Origin of the sequence: Hyphomonas atlantica corrig. (assembly GCF_000682715.1) — a bacterium.
GTDB lineage: Bacteria > Pseudomonadota > Alphaproteobacteria > Caulobacterales > Hyphomonadaceae > Hyphomonas > Hyphomonas atlantica.
In genome coordinates, this window is the sequence record NZ_AWFH01000062.1 from 127325 (window position 1) to 142472 (window position 15148).

18 protein-coding genes are annotated in these 15148 nt (G+C 55.8%); 7 read left to right on the forward strand and 11 right to left on the reverse strand.

Features of this window, described 5'->3' with window-relative positions:
- Nucleotides 1–27: 27 nt before the first annotated feature.
- Entirely contained in the window at nucleotides 28–903 is an 876-nt protein-coding gene (locus HY36_RS16565) for an ATP-grasp domain-containing protein (RefSeq protein ID WP_035555228.1), read from the forward strand.
- Between the two features lie 3 nt (nucleotides 904–906).
- Here HY36_RS16565 and HY36_RS16570 read toward each other — a convergent pair whose 3' ends face one another.
- Complete coding sequence (locus tag HY36_RS16570) at nucleotides 907–1671, reverse strand: DUF481 domain-containing protein (protein WP_035555231.1); 765 nt, start codon at nucleotides 1669–1671, stop codon at nucleotides 907–909.
- Between the two features lie 118 nt (nucleotides 1672–1789).
- Nucleotides 1790–2518, reverse strand: coding sequence for an endonuclease III (nth, locus tag HY36_RS16575; RefSeq protein ID WP_081806251.1), 729 nt, complete (start codon nucleotides 2516–2518; stop codon nucleotides 1790–1792).
- A gap of 54 nt (nucleotides 2519–2572) precedes the next feature.
- Between nth and HY36_RS16580 the strand changes: the two genes are divergently transcribed.
- The 4 genes from HY36_RS16580 to HY36_RS16595 all read left to right on the forward strand — a co-directional run bounded on the left by HY36_RS16580 (nucleotide 2573) and on the right by HY36_RS16595 (nucleotide 5882).
- The gene (locus tag HY36_RS16580; RefSeq protein ID WP_051602906.1) at nucleotides 2573–3061 is read left to right on the forward strand and encodes a DUF2244 domain-containing protein; all 489 of its coding nucleotides are present in this window, start codon (nucleotides 2573–2575) and stop codon (nucleotides 3059–3061) included.
- A gap of 102 nt (nucleotides 3062–3163) precedes the next feature.
- Entirely contained in the window at nucleotides 3164–4495 is a 1332-nt protein-coding gene (locus HY36_RS16585) for a cytochrome P450 (protein WP_081806253.1), read from the forward strand.
- Nucleotides 4496–4558: 63 nt separating this feature from the next.
- Entirely contained in the window at nucleotides 4559–5230 is a 672-nt protein-coding gene (locus HY36_RS16590; protein ID WP_035555234.1) for a nitroreductase, read from the forward strand.
- 43 nt (nucleotides 5231–5273) lie between these two features.
- Nucleotides 5274–5882 (forward strand): DUF1287 domain-containing protein, encoded by a 609-nt coding sequence (locus HY36_RS16595; protein WP_035555237.1) that lies wholly within the window; start codon nucleotides 5274–5276, stop codon nucleotides 5880–5882.
- A gap of 1 nt (nucleotide 5883) precedes the next feature.
- On the opposite strand, the gene scpB is transcribed toward HY36_RS16595, so the two are convergent.
- The 5 genes from scpB to HY36_RS16620 form a co-directional block, all read right to left on the reverse strand.
- Entirely contained in the window at nucleotides 5884–6879 is a 996-nt protein-coding gene (gene scpB, locus HY36_RS16600) for an SMC-Scp complex subunit ScpB (protein ID WP_241764252.1), read from the reverse strand.
- 10 nt (nucleotides 6880–6889) lie between these two features.
- The gene (locus tag HY36_RS16605; RefSeq protein ID WP_035555240.1) at nucleotides 6890–7723 is read right to left on the reverse strand and encodes a segregation and condensation protein A; all 834 of its coding nucleotides are present in this window, start codon (nucleotides 7721–7723) and stop codon (nucleotides 6890–6892) included.
- A complete protein-coding gene (gene nagZ, locus HY36_RS16610) occupies nucleotides 7720–8754 on the reverse strand; it encodes a beta-N-acetylhexosaminidase (RefSeq protein ID WP_035555243.1) in 1035 nt (344 codons plus the stop codon). Before nagZ ends, HY36_RS16605 begins: the two co-directional genes overlap by 4 nt.
- Before the next feature lie 2 nt (nucleotides 8755–8756).
- Nucleotides 8757–9581 (reverse strand): SPOR domain-containing protein, encoded by an 825-nt coding sequence (locus HY36_RS16615; protein WP_035555245.1) that lies wholly within the window; start codon nucleotides 9579–9581, stop codon nucleotides 8757–8759.
- Between the two features lie 133 nt (nucleotides 9582–9714).
- Nucleotides 9715–10887: a deoxyguanosinetriphosphate triphosphohydrolase gene (locus HY36_RS16620; RefSeq protein WP_035555248.1), complete on the reverse strand. Its 1173-nt coding sequence runs from the start codon at nucleotides 10885–10887 to the stop codon at nucleotides 9715–9717.
- 27 nt (nucleotides 10888–10914) lie between these two features.
- Between HY36_RS16620 and erpA the strand changes: the two genes are divergently transcribed.
- Nucleotides 10915–11256 carry an iron-sulfur cluster insertion protein ErpA gene (gene erpA, locus HY36_RS16625; protein WP_035555250.1) on the forward strand — a complete coding sequence of 114 codons (342 nt, stop codon included), beginning with the start codon at nucleotides 10915–10917 and terminating at the stop codon, nucleotides 11254–11256.
- A gap of 60 nt (nucleotides 11257–11316) precedes the next feature.
- Nucleotides 11317–12489, forward strand: a complete 1173-nt coding sequence (locus HY36_RS16630; RefSeq protein ID WP_035555253.1) for an epoxide hydrolase family protein — start codon at nucleotides 11317–11319, stop codon at nucleotides 12487–12489.
- On the opposite strand, the gene nusB is transcribed toward HY36_RS16630, so the two are convergent.
- The 4 genes from nusB to HY36_RS16650 are packed head-to-tail and all read right to left on the reverse strand — an operon-like array spanning nucleotide 12486 to nucleotide 15131.
- On the reverse strand, nucleotides 12486–12953 hold the full coding sequence (gene nusB / locus HY36_RS16635; protein WP_035555255.1) for a transcription antitermination factor NusB: 468 nt from the start codon (nucleotides 12951–12953) through the stop codon (nucleotides 12486–12488). The two genes, HY36_RS16630 and nusB, sit on opposite strands and share 4 nt — an antisense overlap.
- On the reverse strand, nucleotides 12950–13378 hold the full coding sequence (ribH, locus tag HY36_RS16640) for a 6,7-dimethyl-8-ribityllumazine synthase (protein WP_035555258.1): 429 nt from the start codon (nucleotides 13376–13378) through the stop codon (nucleotides 12950–12952). The genes nusB and ribH overlap by 4 nt, the downstream gene beginning before the upstream one ends.
- Nucleotides 13378–14505, reverse strand: a complete 1128-nt coding sequence (ribB, locus tag HY36_RS16645; protein ID WP_035555262.1) for a 3,4-dihydroxy-2-butanone-4-phosphate synthase — start codon at nucleotides 14503–14505, stop codon at nucleotides 13378–13380. Before ribB ends, ribH begins: the two co-directional genes overlap by 1 nt.
- A 5-nt stretch (nucleotides 14506–14510) precedes the next feature.
- Nucleotides 14511–15131 (reverse strand): riboflavin synthase, encoded by a 621-nt coding sequence (locus HY36_RS16650; RefSeq protein ID WP_035555265.1) that lies wholly within the window; start codon nucleotides 15129–15131, stop codon nucleotides 14511–14513.
- Between the last annotated feature and the right edge of the window lie 17 nt (nucleotides 15132–15148).

Genomic DNA, 15148 nt, shown 5'->3' on the forward strand with positions numbered 1-15148 from the left:
ACTGCGCTGCATGCTAAAGGCCTGCGAATGAAAGTTGCTTATCTCTCCTCGCAAGTCACCCAGCCGGGTTCACCAATCCGTCGATCAGACGCATTCGAGCATGATTACATGATGCGTGCGCTGCGGCCGGAGTTCGCTGAGCGCGGGATGCAGATCCTGGACATCTGCTGGGATAATGAATCAGCAGACTGGTCCCGTTTTGATGCTGCGTTGATCGGAACAACCTGGGATTACTGGGATCGACCGGATGAATTCCTGAAGACGCTGGAATCTATTGAACAGCAAACCATTTTGCATAACCCCGCCAGCCTTGTGCGCTGGAACTCGCATAAATCCTATCTGAAAGAGTTGGCCGACCGCGGCGCAAACTTGATTCCCACCTTGTGGATAGATGAAATGACGGACGCGCGTTACCTGCAAGCGTTTGACACGCTTCAATCAGAAAAGCTCGTCTTCAAACGGCAAGTCGGCGCTGGTGCAGCCGGGCAGCATCTTCTGTCACGCGATGACGTCCGTCCAGATATGCCCCATGCCATGATGGTGCAGCCTTTCGTGTCCACCATTCAGACCGAAGGAGAGTATAGCTTCATTTTCGTTGAAGGGACTTTGTCTCATGCGCTGATCAAGCGCGCGAAAAAAGGCGACTACCGGATTCAATCGTCCTACGGCGGTCAGGAAGAAGCGATTACGCCCGCAGCATCGGACCTTCAGGCCGCGAGAGACGTTCTGACGACATTGGACGACGTGCCGCTCTACGCTCGTGTTGATATGATCCGGCATGAAGACGGGTCCCTGCTCCTGATGGAACTCGAACTGATCGAGCCATACCTCTATCCGGAACAAGGACCACGCCTGGGTGAGCTGATGGCCAAAGCCATCTCAGCACGTATCAGGGCGCGCTAGAGCTTACTCGCCAAGGGTATAAACCAGCGAGAATTTCGTCGCTGTATCCGTCGCCTCGTAGGTTGGCTGAGGCGATGTATCGTGCCGCACGTCAAACGACACCCGAGCGGCCAGGTGACCATTCAAAGCTGCAGTAAGACCGATGCTGTTGTTGATCTGGGTAGACTCCTGTCCATAAACGACGTTCGTCTTGTTGCTGAGGGATACCGCCTCATTGAAGGCATAGAAGTATTCTGACTGGGCTACGGCGCCGAGCGATTCTTCAGTGCTGGCCGGAATGATGGTCACCGCGCCTGTGTTGGCATCTGTCGTGACTTGTCGCTTCACTTCGTCGATCTTGAAACCGGGACCGCCACGAACAGTCCAATTGTGGTCTTCATCGTCCAGAATGTGCCAACCGACACCGCCGCCGACAAAGGTACGGCTGTCAAAGCCGGTGAACTGGTCGACTTCGTAAGACGCGCGACCAAACGTAAACATGGTGTCGTTGAAATCATGCTCTACGTCGCCTGCCAGGAAATAGCGATTACGGCTCTCAATGCCGTCTTCCTCGCCATAATCTCCTGAAAGCTGCAGGCCGAAATTCCATGCGCCGGAAGCTCGATCAACATCGACGGCCAGTCCCGCTTCGGATGTTTCAGTGTTCCCTGTTGTCAGACCTGCGCTGAGGGCTGCTTCTCCTGACCAACCATCTTCGGCGATCGCCGGTAACGCAGACACCAGACTGACTGACGCTGCGCTCACGAGAATTTTGGCGACATGTTTCATACGGTACGCTCCATTTCAAAACCTGCGAGAGGCCGTGTCGGGGGGAGATGGCCGTGATTTGGTTAAATTTGGGCGAACTGGAGGCACCGGTTCAGCAGTGCATCAGGGCCACAGTGTCTCAGTTGGATTTCGGGCCTAAAGCCGAGACAGATGCCGGATCTGGTGTCTTTGGCTTGAACCGGCACAAATCAATGATCGCGCAATGCCAACACTCGGGTTTCCTCGCCTTGCAGACATATCGCCCATGAAGGATGAGCCAGTGGTGGGCGCCTTTCTTGAACTCTGGAGGCGTCGCGCGTTCCAGGCCCGCCTCGACTTCGTCCGGGTTTCTACCAGGGGCGAGCCCGGTGCGATTTGATACTCTGAATATATGCGTATCAACGGCGATGGTCGGCTGACCAAACGCCTCATTGAGCACAACATTCGCCGTCTTGCGTCCCACGCCCGGCAACTGGACGAGTTCCTCGCGCGTTTCCGGAACTTTTCCGCCGAACGTTTCGATCAGCATCTTGCTGAGCGCGATCACGTTCTTGGCTTTGTTGCGCCACAGGCCGATCGTCTTGATGTGTTCGGCTACACCCTCCTCTCCCAGCTGAAGCATCTTCTCAGGCGTGTCCGCCACAGCAAACAACTTCGCAGTCGCCTTGTTCACGCCGACATCTGTCGCCTGAGCGGACAGCGCGACAGCGACAACCAGCGTATAGGGATTGACGAAATCCAGCTCGGTCTTGGGGTCCGGCCTGTCCTGCGCAAGTGCGGCGAACAAGGCGGTGGCTTTCTCGCGACCGAACACCCGTGGCGGGCGCTTTTTTGAAGCCGGTTTTGAGGGAGATTTTGGCTTTGTCATACCGCCTGTCTAATGAACCCTCGCCGACGAACAAGACCGTGCTATCTAGTTCGCATGACCGAAACGCAGGAAATCGTCTACATGGACGCGGTGTTGCGTCCCAACCAATCGCTGAGCGAGCGTGGTTTTGCCATTGTAATGGCAATTGTTGGCGTCGTCAGTTTCGCTACGGGCATGATGTTCATGGCTTTGGGCGCTGTTCCGGTAATCGGCTTCTTTGGGCTGGATGCCCTGATCTTCTATTTTCTCTTCCGTGCTTCCTTCAGAAAACAACGCGAAGAGACGCGAATCATTGTGACCGCAAGCGAGCTGCAACTCACCCATACCCCCAACAAAGGGGGCGAGAAGCGTGTCACTCTTCCATCGGCATTCGCGCGAGTCGAACTGGACGAACCGCTGACAACCAGCAGCTGGTTGCGAATCGAGTACGGAAAAAAAGCCTACATTATTGGGCGGTTCCTAACGCTATCAGAGAGAAAATCGCTGGCCAATGCGATACGTGCGGCACTGCTGGCATCAAAGCGCGAACGACATTTCTCATAAAAATGACGCCTGCGTCATAGTTTTTTCAGAATAGCCATGTTAAGGTGACGCCGACGTCATAAATCGAGCCTGAGACAAAGGCTCACTGTCGGAGGAACATCCATGGCTGCCGATACGGTTCACCTGTTAGATCACCCTGCCCTGCAACGCCCAAAGATCTCTCATCGGGATCCATTGTTTGAGGGCTATCTGGAAATTGGCCAGCCAGCGCCGCCAGCCAGCGAGTTGCCGCTGTCAGAGCTTCATCCGGAAGATCCTGAACTCTGGCGCCAACAAAAAATGTGGGATCGTTTTGAACGCCTGCGCAACGAAGCGCCCGTTCACTATACAGCGGATTCTTTTGTCGGTCCGTTCTGGTCCATCAGCCGCTACGAAGACATCATGGCGGTAGATACCGACCACAAGCGCTTCTCCTCCAGCTGGGAATATGGCGGCATCACTCTGGGTAGCCCGCCCGCTGATTTCGAATTGCCGATGTTCATCGCCATGGACGAACCGCAACACTCAGAACAACGCAAAACTGTTCAGCCGGCCGTTGCGCCCAACATGCTGAAAGAGTTTGAACCGCTCATTCGCTCCCGAACCCAGGGTCTTCTTGATTCCCTGCCCGTCGGTGAGCCGTTCGACTGGGTCGACAAAGTGTCCATCGAACTGACCACGATGATGCTGGCTACCTTGTTTGATTATCCATTCGAAAAGCGCCGCGACCTCACTCATTGGTCCGATATGGCGACCGGCATGAACAATCCAGACATCTGCCCTGGCGGTGAAGAACAGTGGAAACGCGAGATGATGGAGTGTCTCGCCACCTTCATGCAGATCTTCCAGGAGCGCGGCGCACAGCCCCTGAAGAACGATCTGATAAGTTTGCTGGCTCATGGCGAAAAAACCAGGAACATGACGCCGATGGAATTGCTCGGCAATGTGATCCTGCTGATCGTTGGCGGCAATGACACAACCCGCAACTCGATGACGGCATCTGTCTACGCGCTGAACAAATACCCAGCTGAATACGAAAAGCTGAAGGCCGACCACTCCCTCATCCCGAACATGGTTTCAGAAACCATTCGCTGGCAAACGCCTCTGGCACACATGCGCCGGACAGCGCTTGAAGATGTCGAGATGCACGGCCAAACCATCAAGAAGGGCGATCAGGTCGCCATGTGGTATGTTTCCGGAAACCGCGACGAGCGCTTCTGGGATCGCCCGAACGACTACATTATCGATCGCGAGAATGCCCGCCGTCATATCTCGTTCGGCTTTGGCATCCACCGCTGCGTCGGCAATCGTCTCGCTGAACTTCAGCTTCAGATATTGTGGCAGGAACTGATGGAGCGTTTCAGCCACATTGAGGTTATGGACGAACCATCCTTCACGGCCGGCGCATTCGTCAAAGGCTATACTTGGATGCCCGTGGTCCTGCATGGAAAATAGTCTTTGGCTGACGCCACGCTAAGCCTTTAAACCTCCCATCATCGCCAGATGGGAGGTTTTTTCATGGACGTTTCAAAAGCCGTTGATCAACGCATATCAACTCGGGCCTTTCTACCTGATGCCTTGCCGGAATCGGAAATCCGCGACTGGCTGGAACAGGCCCGGCGGGCCCCTTCTGGTGGAAACACCCAGCCTTGGCGAACGATAATTGTCAGCGGAGCAGCCAAGGATGCAGTTATCGGAATGGCCGCGCCAGTACTTGCAGCCAATCCGAAAGGTCAGCCAACAGATCGTCCGATATACCCCAAGGATCTCTGGGAGCCTCACGAGTCGCGCCGCCGGAAGGTAGGTGAGATGATGTATGAAGCTCTTGGCATTCCTCGCGAGGATCGTGCTGCGCGCGTTGGCTGGTTTGCCAACAATTTCCGATTCTTCGGTGCGCCAGTCGCAGCCTTCATCATTATCGACGAGAGAATGGGGCACGGACAATGGGGGCACACCGGCATGTATCTGCAGACGTTGGCGCTGCTCGCCGAAGAGCGCGGTTGGGGCACCTGCATGCAGGAGTGTTGGGGGATGCTACGCCCTGCCCTGAAAGAACACTTCAAGCTGTCCGATACGGAAATGGTCTGGTGCGCCATGGCGGTGGGCAAGCCGGATAAGGAACACCCGGTCAACACGCTCCGCGCTGAGCGCGCTCCGCTCGACGAAATTGCCGAACTACACGGTTTCTGAATTTCGCCCCAATCCTGCCGGATCTGCATGGCGCAATAGCGTCATGCTTACCCGTCGCTCTGCTCTTCTTTGTGGCCTGGCCATGCCTTTGGCACCGGCCCAGCTCTTCAAGGAAACGCTTCCCTGGCCCACGCGGCTGGTAAATTCGGCGCGCAGGCAAATTGGCGTCACGCGGACATACGATCCTGCCTATGTGCAACTGGATTATCCGATGGGCGACATCCCACGCGACCGGGGCGTATGCACCGACGTTATTATTCGTGCCTACCGCGACGCTTTTCAGATCGACCTTCAGAAACTCGTCCATGAGGACATGATGGAGGCGTTCAACTCCTATCCAGCGATTTGGGGGCTCACACGACCTGACAGGAATATTGACCACCGCAGAGTGCCGAACCTCGAACGCTTCATCGAACGATATGGCAGCGCTCTTTCAACACCGAGCAAAGTAACCGATTGGAAAGCTGGTGATCTGTATACGATGCGCTACAAGGGCAGCTTGCCGCATATTGGGATCGTGTCAGACAGGACGTCCTACTCTGGCACACCACTTGTGATTCACAATATAGGGTGGGGCACGTCTGAGGACGACATAATCGGTCGCTTCGATTTCGAGCGAAGGTTCAGACTTTCGCCCATGTCACTGATCTGACCTATTCGTCGTCATCCCATGAGGTCATGGGTTGCTCGGGAATTCGCGGCTGTTTGGACAGCTGGATCACGGCCGCCTTAACGTCTCCGCTGTCAAACTCCTCTTCCTCGACTACTGTACGCTGAGGCGCGCGCGTATAGGAAAAAACGCTGACAGTATCGGCGTCGTCATCCTCGCTTTCTTCAAGCGCTTCGTCCGTACCCGTTTCTTCCAGTGCCGCGTCCTCGACGATGGCTTGCGCTTCATCTCCGTCTTCCTCAGCGTCCATGAAGTCAGTCACAAAGGTTTCAGTCTCTTCAAGGGCAGTGGAATCATCTCCCGGCATCTCTTCGCCATTCAGCGCTTCTTCGTCCGGCATCTGGAAGCCTTCCGGAATTACATCGGACAAGAGGCCCTCGGCTTCGAGGTCTACTTTGCCAGGGAGGGTGTCGAGACTTTCAAGCCCAAAATGCTCCATGAATGCATCTGTCGTGCCGTAGGTGATCGGCTGTCCGGGTGTTTTGCGGCGCCCCTTGATCTTCACCCAGCCGGTTTCCAGCAGAGTATCGATGGTTGTTTTCGAAACCGCGACACCGCGCACTGCTTCAATCTCCGCCCGAGTCACGGGCTGGCCGTATGCAATGATTGCAAGCGTCTCCAGCGTGGCCTGTCCGAGTCGCTTTTGCACCTGGCGTTCTTCGACGAACAGGTAGGATAAATCCTGCGCCGTCTGGAATCGCCACTTCCCGGCCACTTCCACAAGATTGACACCACGGCTGACATATTGCGCCTTAAGCGCCATAAGCACTTCAGCCGCCTCTACGCCATGAGGAAGTGTTTCCGAGATCTGCTCTGCACTCAGTGGTTCACCGGCCGCAAACAGGATTGCTTCTGCTCGGCGTATGCCCTCCGCCAGTGCTTCGCTCGCCCCTTCAGCCAAGGCTTCTTCAGAGCGGCGGTAGGCGAACGACAATTGCGCAATGGGATCGCGGTCCGTATCAGGCGTGTCGTCAGTCATCAGGTGATTCTCAAGCGGTTGCATTTTGGCCCCCCTCTGGTCGTTCACCGGCATTACGCAAGTAAAGCGGTGCGAAATGCTCTTTCTGGCGCACATCGACTTCACCATCTCTGGCAAGCTCCAATGCGGCTGAAAACACACTTGCTGTGACAGACCGTGGCGGCAGTTCCGGATCCACGTCTGTCATGGTTGAGCGGATCTCGTCCAGCGAGGACCACTGTTCCAACTGTTGCCGAAGTGCACGCAAAGTGGTCCGCGCCAGCTCCAGCGGCAGCACGAGTTGCTGCTCGATTGTATGCGGGCGTTCTTTCTCACGACGATCACGAATGGCACCGAAGGCTTGCGTCAATTCAAACAACGATGCCTTGAATTCAGTGTGCTTCACCACTTTTGGCTGAACTGGCGCCCCACGAAGGTAAACCACATTGTTTAAAATTGGCCCCGCCTCAAGCTCTTGTACGGCGCTGCGCATTGCATCCAGCCGTTTGAGCCTGAATGCCAGGCGTTCGGCCATTTCCTCGCCTGTCGGCTCATCTTCCCCAGTGCTTTCAGGCTTGGGAAGCAAAAGGCGCGATTTCATGAATGCCAGCCAAGAGGCCATCAGCAGATAATCTGCGGCAAGGTCTATCCGTTGGCTTTTCGCTTGATCGATAAAGTCGAGATACTGCTCAGCCAGAGACAACATCGAGAGATGAAGCAGATCGACTTTCTGTTTACGTGCCAACTCCAGCAAGAGGTGCAACGGCCCCTCATACCCGCCGACATCGACCGAGAACAGATCGCCAGCTTCTGCTTCCTGAGCGTCTGCCGACAAGGCGTCGATGGAAATCATGTCAGAGCTCATGCCGCGCCCGCCAATTCCGGAAAGTAGGATCGGAATGTGTTCCATCCTTGCGCCACATCGAAATCCTGTTCATGCGTCGACAAAGCCTCAGCGCGTTGGGCCCGCGCCAAGGACTTGTCGGTAAGTTCAGGGGCAACAGATGCAACTTCTGACATTTCGGCCAGAATCTCCTGAGCATCAGACAAGAAACCAGAACAGTGCAAAAGCACGTCACATCCTGCAGCGATCGCCGCCTGACCTCGCTCGCCCAGACTGCCGCCCAGCGCTTTCATCCCCAGATCGTCTGTCATCAGCAGACCATCAAACCCGATTCGCTGGCGGATCACGTCTTGAATCATGATTTTTGACAGCGTGGCCGGCACAGTGGCGTCAAATGCGTCATAGGCAATGTGAGCGGTCATGGCCATTGGCGCATCCGCGAGCCGCGCAAAAGCATCAAAATCCTTGGATAGCTCGTTGTCGCCAGCCGTGACACGCGCCAATTCCATATGGCTATCGGCCTTGGAACGCCCATGCCCAGGAATATGCTTGATCACGCCCGCTACGCCGCCAGCTGCCAGGCCGGCAAGTGCGGCTCCAGCAAGACTTGCAACCGTTTCGGTATCAGAGCCGAAGGCCCGATCCCCAATAACGTCATGCGCGCCCGCTACGGGAACATCCACAACCGGCGCGCAATCCGCGTGGATCGCCATGTTTGTCAGTTCCGACGCGATCAGGCGGTGCCCAAGCCAAGCTGCCGACAGACCGAGATCTCGATCTCGAGCGTAAATTTCGGCATAATCCTGTCCACGTGGAAACAGCGGCCACTCCGGCGCTTTCAAACGGGCAACCCGGCCGCCTTCCTGATCTATGAATATCAAGCACGGACGCTGCATCGCGTTCCAGATATCGTCGACAAGCTGGCGGACCTGCTGACGCGATACACAGGAACGCCCCATCAGAATGACGCCCCAAGGCTGCTGCGCCGCAAACAGAGCGGCTTCATCTGCAGTCAGGACTGAGCCTGATACGCTGAGGATGCAGGCCTTCATCACTAGCCTGTCACCACGATGCAGTTATCCCCCGCGGCTTTGACAGCATCACAGAATTCAGATGCATCCGCGCGATCTGCAAAGCTACCAACGCGCAGGCGGTAGAATACGCCTTTAGCGCCGAGATCAGCTCGCTGAATGTGCTTTGTGGCGCTGCCGAACAATTCGGGCTTCTTCCGGTTCAACTCAGTCCAGGCCGACTCCGCAGCTTCTTGTGAGCGGAACGCTGCGAGTTGTACCAAAAATGCGCCGCCATTCGAAAACGCGAACTCCGGCGCCGCTGAAACAGGCTTTCGTTGGACTTGCGGTGCTGGCAGCGGTGCGGCCGGAGTGGCGGGAACCACGCGCAAGGGCTCTTCCTCGTCTTCTGGCATGGATTCCAAGTCGGCCAGAGCGCGCACCTGGTCGTCATCGGGCTCAGCGCCTTCTCGACCGGGTCGCAACTCAATTGGGGGGCCTCCTTGCAGAAGACCATCCTCAGCGTTTTCAAGTTCGGCAACTTGGGATTCAGTCATGATTGGACGCTCAGAGTCGTCCATCTGGTCGTAAAAGCGTTTGTCAGTATCCGGGATGGCAACGCCTTCACGATCTTCAGGGGCGCGCTTGTAGGGTTGCTTGTCTGCAATAACGCTTGGAATACCCGCGCCATTGTCCCGAATGCCCTGCCTGTACGTGTTCCAGACCACAGCGCCAAACACCAGCAAAACACCTATCGCCAGGGCGAGTATAAGCGGGCCACGCGCGGAATCGTCCTCACGCACGTCAAAACCGCGATAATCGTCCTCGAACGGGGAATAATCCCTGTCATCTTCCCGGTATCGCCCCATGGAATCACCCTTAGAACAGCTTCACAAAGTTAATATTAGCGACCGTTTCGTTAACGACGCTTGAATGCCACGTCAGAAACCGTGACCGCTGCTGTATCGTCGGCGTTACGTGTCCGGAACGGCAGAAATGTGACTATCGCAGGACATCTGGATGATAGAGACGTCGGTGCTCTTCAATTGCGTACGTATCCGTCATGCCGGCAATGTAGTCGCAGACAATTCGTGCGCGCCGCGCTTCGTCAGCCTGGGCGGCGTCCAGACGCCATAGAGAAGGCAAAGTATCCGGCTCTTTCAGGAATATATCAAACAATTCGGCAAGCATCCGCTTTGCTTTGCTTCGCATCCTGTTGACGGTGTAATGCTTATACATGCGCTCGTGCAGAAACGCGCGTAAAGCTCTCTGACGACTTTCCAGTTCTTCGGAAAATGCGACCAACGGCACGTCCATTGCGCGAACATCGGCGGCGCTTTTGGGCGCGTACTCTTTTATTCGGCGCTCGGTTTCTGATGTCAGGTCATTGATCCAAAGTCCGATCAGGCGCCGCACAGCTTCGTACGAGACCATTCGGTCTTTCAAATGCGGATATTCCAGTTTCACGGACCGGAATACGTCTCCGACAATTGGAAGGTCCATAAGGTCGTCGACCGTGAACAGACCTGCAGCGATGCCGTCATCAATGTCGTGATTGTTATATGCAATGTCGTCCGACAACGCTGCGACCTGAGCTTCAGGACCGGCAAACTGGTGTGGCTCAAGGTCCATGAAGTTTGCATATTGGCGGAAGGCGGCTGGCAGCGATTCCATTGGTGCATCCCGCGTCACCATTGGTCCATTGTGTTTGACGAGGCCCTCCAGCAGCTCCCAAGTGAGATTGAGTCCTTCGAAATTGGGGTAGCGAACTTCCAGTTTTGTCACCACGCGTAGCGTCTGTGCATTGTGATCAAACCCCTGGTAATCGGCCATGCATTCATCAAGCTGGTCTTCCCCGGCATGACCGAACGGGGGGTGTCCGATATCGTGCGCCAACGCCAAAGCCTCTGCGAGATCTTCATCCAGACCAAGCGTTCGGGAGATGCTTCTCGCGATTTGGGCTACTTCCAGTGAATGGGTCAGCCGCGTGCGGAAATGGTCGCCTTCATGCGCAACGAAAACCTGCGTCTTCTGCTTCAAGCGACGAAAAGCGGTGGAATGAATGATGCGGTCACGATCCCGCTGGAATGGCGTCCGCGTGGCGGATGGGGCCTCTTCATGGTACCGACCACGACTATCCTCGTGCCTCGTAGCAAACACTGCTCTCTTTTCCATTGGCTAGAGAATCCCTATGTTGAGGTCATGAGCACGATTACCGTCCCCGATGTGACCCTTACAGCCTCCGCTGCCAAGCGAATTAATGCGATTCTGGCAAAACAGGACGGCGTAGACTATCTGCGCGTATCCGTTGAAGGCGGCGGATGCTCCGGCTTTTCCTACAAGTTTGATTTCGACAAGGTAGCAAACGCTGATGATGTGGTGCTTGAGCGCGATGGCGCGAAGGTTCTGATCGATGAAATGAGCCTCGAATTCCTGAAGGGATCCGAGATTGATTTCACAACCGAGCTGATCGGGGCGGCCTTCAAGATCAACAATCCGAATGCGACAGCTGCGTGTGGCTGCGGAACCAGTTTTTCGATTTAACTTGCCTCGCCCAACGGCATGGTCGCTAGGTGGTCCTCAAATTTGAGCGAGGATTAAACCATGCCTACAGCAAAGCCGTTTCGCATCGATGTGCCCCGTGTAAAACTCGACACCATCATGGCGCGGGTCAAAGCGTATGATTGGTTTCCTGCTCCTGCAAACGAAGACGGCTTCACTTACGGCATGTCAACGCCGGTGATGAAGGACATCCAGCGATACTGGCTCGCTGGATACGACTGGCGCAAATCAGAGGAAATCCTCAACAAGTTTCCTAGCTACAAAGTCGAGATTGAGGGCCAGGTAATTCATTTCGTTCATGTCGTTGGGGAAGCAGGCGGAAGACGCCCCCTGCTGTTGACGCATGGCTGGCCGGGATCGGTCTTCGAGTTCTGGGAATCAATTGCACCGCTCGCATTTCCATCTCGCTACGAAGGTAACTCCGAAGATGCCTTTGACCTGATTATTCCGTCCCTTCCCGGCTACGGATTTTCAGGAGCTCCGAAATCTCCCATCGGACCTCGGACCACGGCGGCGCTGTGGGACACGTTGATGCGGGACGTGCTGAAATATGATTCCTATCTTGCTCAGGGCGGCGATTGGGGAAGCATGGTCACCTCCCATCTTGGTCTCAATCATGGCACAGTCGATGGCAAAGGAGGATGTCGCGCAATTCATCTCAATATGACGGGATTTCGTCCCACACCTGCTACGCCGGAAAATGAAGACGAAGCCAATTGGCTTACCGGCATGCAGGATGCGATGCAGCGTGAAGGCGCCTACCTCATGCAACAGTTGACCAAGCCGCAAACGCTGGCGATGGCGCTGATGGACTCTCCTGTGGGCACGGCTGCATGGATCATCGAGAAGTTCAACGGATGGTCTGACCTTTCAGAGGGCGGACTACTTGATACCTACACGAAAGACCAGTTGCTCACCAATGTGATGATCTATCTCGTGAACGATGCCATTGCGACCAGCGTCTGGTTCTACAATGGATTCGCTCAGGAAGGCGGTAATGCGCTGCCTGAAGGCGTTCGTTGCGAAACACCAACTGGCTTTGCAAGCTACCCCGGAGAGCCGGTCTACAAGCCTGCGCCGCGGTCCTGGATGGAACGCGCCTACAACATCACTCGTTGGACGGATATGCCCCGTGGCGGCCATTTTGCTGCGATGGAAGAGCCCGAACTCTTCGTCAAGGAAATGCGCGAATGGGCGCGAGAACTTGACGCTTAAGCTCTTAGATCTTTGGCGAGATTATCCAGCACAGCGTTCGCGAACTTTGCTTCCTGCTCTTCGAAGAAGTCGTGAGCAAGCGAGACATACTCATCAAGAATGATCGCGTTCGAGAGATGCTGGTGCTGGATGAATTCAGCCGCGCCGGCCCGCAACAATGCTCGCATGGTTGCATCCAGACGGGTCAGTTTCCAGCCGGATGCGAGACGCGCCAGAATTGCTTTATCGATGGCAGCCTGGTGTTCGACGACTGCGTTTACAATGGATTTGAAGATGTCCGGATCGGCTTCCTCGATCGGCTCTTCATTCGGTCCAATGCCAAGCCGGTCTTCCATGAAGGCGCGAATAGTGGCGCGTGCGGATTTCCCGGTCTGCTCCATTTCGTAGAGCGCCTGAACGGCTGCGAGGCGCGCTCCCGCCCGCCTCGCTCTTGTAACTTCAAATGGGATCTTCTGATCGGTCACCGAATAAGTTCCTTGCGGAATTTGATCATCGCCAGGCATGCTTCTGCAGCGTCCTTACCCTTGTTACCGCGCTTGCGATCCGCGCGGGCAAGTGCCTGCTCTTCATTCTCAACTGTGAGGATACCATAGCCGATGGCCTGGCGCCGCTGAACGATGAGGTCCATCAAGCCACGTGCACTTTCACCACAGACATAGTCATAGTGAGACGTCTCTCCGCGAATGACGCAGCCAAGCGCAACCGCACCATCAAACCGGCCGCTATCTGCCGCCATCGCGATCAGTCCCGGCAGTTCGAATGCACCAGGCACTTCCATTACGGTGACTTTTGCGCCAGCCGCTTCGAGTGCTTCCAGAGCCCCGGCTTCCAATTCATCAGAAATGTGTTTGTAGTAGCGGGAAATGGCGACAAGTACGCGTTCAGCCATCAATTGCTCTCCTCATCAAGTTTGCGCCACCCCTCTATGCTTAAGCCATAGCCGTCAAGGCCTGCGAGGCGGGTGGGCTGAGTACCAGAAAGATAAATCATCTTGCGAACGCCCAGGTCACGCAGGATTTGCGCCCCTACACCATACTCCCGGATGGGCGCAGTGGGATCTGCAGGCGCAGACGGCATCAGGCCGAGGCGCTCTGCAATAACGTTCGGCCGGATCGTGTTCACGAAAACTATCACGCCCGGCTCATCGGCGTCCGCGATCATACGCATTGCGCGACCGACAAGGCCCTGACGGGGGCCATTTTCACCCAGCACGTCAGACAGAACATCCATGCGGTGAACACGCACGAGCGTGGTGCTGTCAGGCGTGATATCGCCATGAACAATGGCAATATGTTCAGAATTGTCGAGCGCATTGCGGAAGCAAACCGTTTTGAATCCTTCGCCAAAGCCGGAATTCAACGGCGCCTCGACACGTCGCTCCATGAAGCGATCATTCTTCCGACGCCACGCGATCAGATCAGCAATCGTTCCGATCTTCAGATTGTGGAGCTGCGCAAACGCAACGAGCTCTGGCAGCCGGGACATCGAGCCGTCCTCGTTCATGATCTCACAGATCACACCGGCAGGATAAAGCCCGGCCATGCGGGAGATATCTACGGCTGCCTCGGTATGCCCGGCTCTGACCAATGTGCCGCCCTCGCGCGCGATGAGCGGGAAGACATGCCCCGGCGAAACGATGTCTTCATGGTCCTTCGTAGGATCGATCGCGACCGCAATTGTCCGAGAACGATCGTGGGCTGAAATGCCCGTTGTTACGCCCTCTTTTGCTTCGATCGAGACCGTGAAGGCGGTGCCCATACTTTCCCGGTTGTTCCGGGTCATCATATCCAGGTTCAGCGTGTGGGCGCGCTCCTGAGTCATTGCAAGGCAAATAAGCCCACGACCATGACGGGCCATAAAGTTAACATGTTCCGGCGTCGCGAAGTTTGCCGGAATGATGAGGTCACCCTCATTCTCGCGATCTTCTGCATCGACCAGAATGTACATCCGGCCATTGCGGGCATCTTCGATAATCTCATCAATCGAAGAGATGGCCTCGTGGAATTCGCTACTCATGACGCTTACTGCCCTTCTGGCGCATCGGCGCCGATCATGCGTGCCACGTAGCGCGCGAGCATATCGATCTCAAGATTGACGCTGGAGCCGGACTGCAGTTCGTTGAGGGTTGTCACGTCCCACGTGTGAGGAATGATCGCGAGCTGGAAATCCCCATTCGGCAACGCCTCGGCGACGGTGAGCGACACGCCGTTCACGGCGGCAGACCCTTTCGTTGCGAAATAGCGCGAAATCGCTTCAGGTGGCCGAATGGTGATCCGAAAACTCTCGCCCTCTGGCTCGATGGACATCACCTGACCGACGCCATCGACATGGCCAAACACGAAGTGCCCGCCCAATTCATCGCCCAGTTTGAGACTTTGTTCGAGATTGACCCTGGATCCGACGTGGAGGTCGCCAAGAATAGTTTTTGCCAGTGTTTCAGGCACTGCCTCCGTCGCAAACCAGGCGCCGCGCTCTCCCTGCCCCATATCCACGACAGTGAGGCACACACCGGAGTGCATGATCGAGGCGCCCATGGAGATTTCATCAAGAGGGTAGCCGCTTTCGACTTCAAACCGGCGCAGGCCATTGCGATCTTCAACAGACCGAACCGTACCAACGTCGGTCACCAGACCTGTAAACATTTTCCTGCCCTTAGTTT

Bases quoted from the DNA above. Each gene is read 5' to 3' on its own strand.
- HY36_RS16595 (WP_035555237.1), top strand. From the start codon at position 5,274: ATGCTTACCCGTCGCTCTGCTCTTCTTTGTGGCCTGGCCATGCCTTTG.
- HY36_RS16615 (WP_035555245.1), bottom strand. From the start codon at position 9,581: ATGGGGCGATACCGGGAAGATGACAGGGATTATTCCCCGTTCGAGGAC.
- HY36_RS16620 (WP_035555248.1), bottom strand. From the start codon at position 10,887: ATGGAAAAGAGAGCAGTGTTTGCTACGAGGCACGAGGATAGTCGTGGT.
- scpB (WP_241764252.1), bottom strand. From the start codon at position 6,879: ATGACTGACGACACGCCTGATACGGACCGCGATCCCATTGCGCAATTG.
- HY36_RS16570 (WP_035555231.1), bottom strand. From the start codon at position 1,671: ATGAAACATGTCGCCAAAATTCTCGTGAGCGCAGCGTCAGTCAGTCTG.
- HY36_RS16585 (WP_081806253.1), top strand. From the start codon at position 3,164: ATGGCTGCCGATACGGTTCACCTGTTAGATCACCCTGCCCTGCAACGC.
- HY36_RS16630 (WP_035555253.1), top strand. From the start codon at position 11,317: ATGCCTACAGCAAAGCCGTTTCGCATCGATGTGCCCCGTGTAAAACTC.
- HY36_RS16565 (WP_035555228.1), top strand. From the start codon at position 28: ATGAAAGTTGCTTATCTCTCCTCGCAAGTCACCCAGCCGGGTTCACCA.
- erpA (WP_035555250.1), top strand. From the start codon at position 10,915: ATGAGCACGATTACCGTCCCCGATGTGACCCTTACAGCCTCCGCTGCC.
- HY36_RS16650 (WP_035555265.1), bottom strand. From the start codon at position 15,131: ATGTTTACAGGTCTGGTGACCGACGTTGGTACGGTTCGGTCTGTTGAA.
- HY36_RS16590 (WP_035555234.1), top strand. From the start codon at position 4,559: ATGGACGTTTCAAAAGCCGTTGATCAACGCATATCAACTCGGGCCTTT.
- HY36_RS16580 (WP_051602906.1), top strand. From the start codon at position 2,573: ATGACCGAAACGCAGGAAATCGTCTACATGGACGCGGTGTTGCGTCCC.
- HY36_RS16605 (WP_035555240.1), bottom strand. From the start codon at position 7,723: ATGAGCTCTGACATGATTTCCATCGACGCCTTGTCGGCAGACGCTCAG.
- ribB (WP_035555262.1), bottom strand. From the start codon at position 14,505: ATGAGTAGCGAATTCCACGAGGCCATCTCTTCGATTGATGAGATTATC.
- nagZ (WP_035555243.1), bottom strand. From the start codon at position 8,754: ATGAAGGCCTGCATCCTCAGCGTATCAGGCTCAGTCCTGACTGCAGAT.
- nth (WP_081806251.1), bottom strand. From the start codon at position 2,518: ATGACAAAGCCAAAATCTCCCTCAAAACCGGCTTCAAAAAAGCGCCCG.
- ribH (WP_035555258.1), bottom strand. From the start codon at position 13,378: ATGGCTGAACGCGTACTTGTCGCCATTTCCCGCTACTACAAACACATT.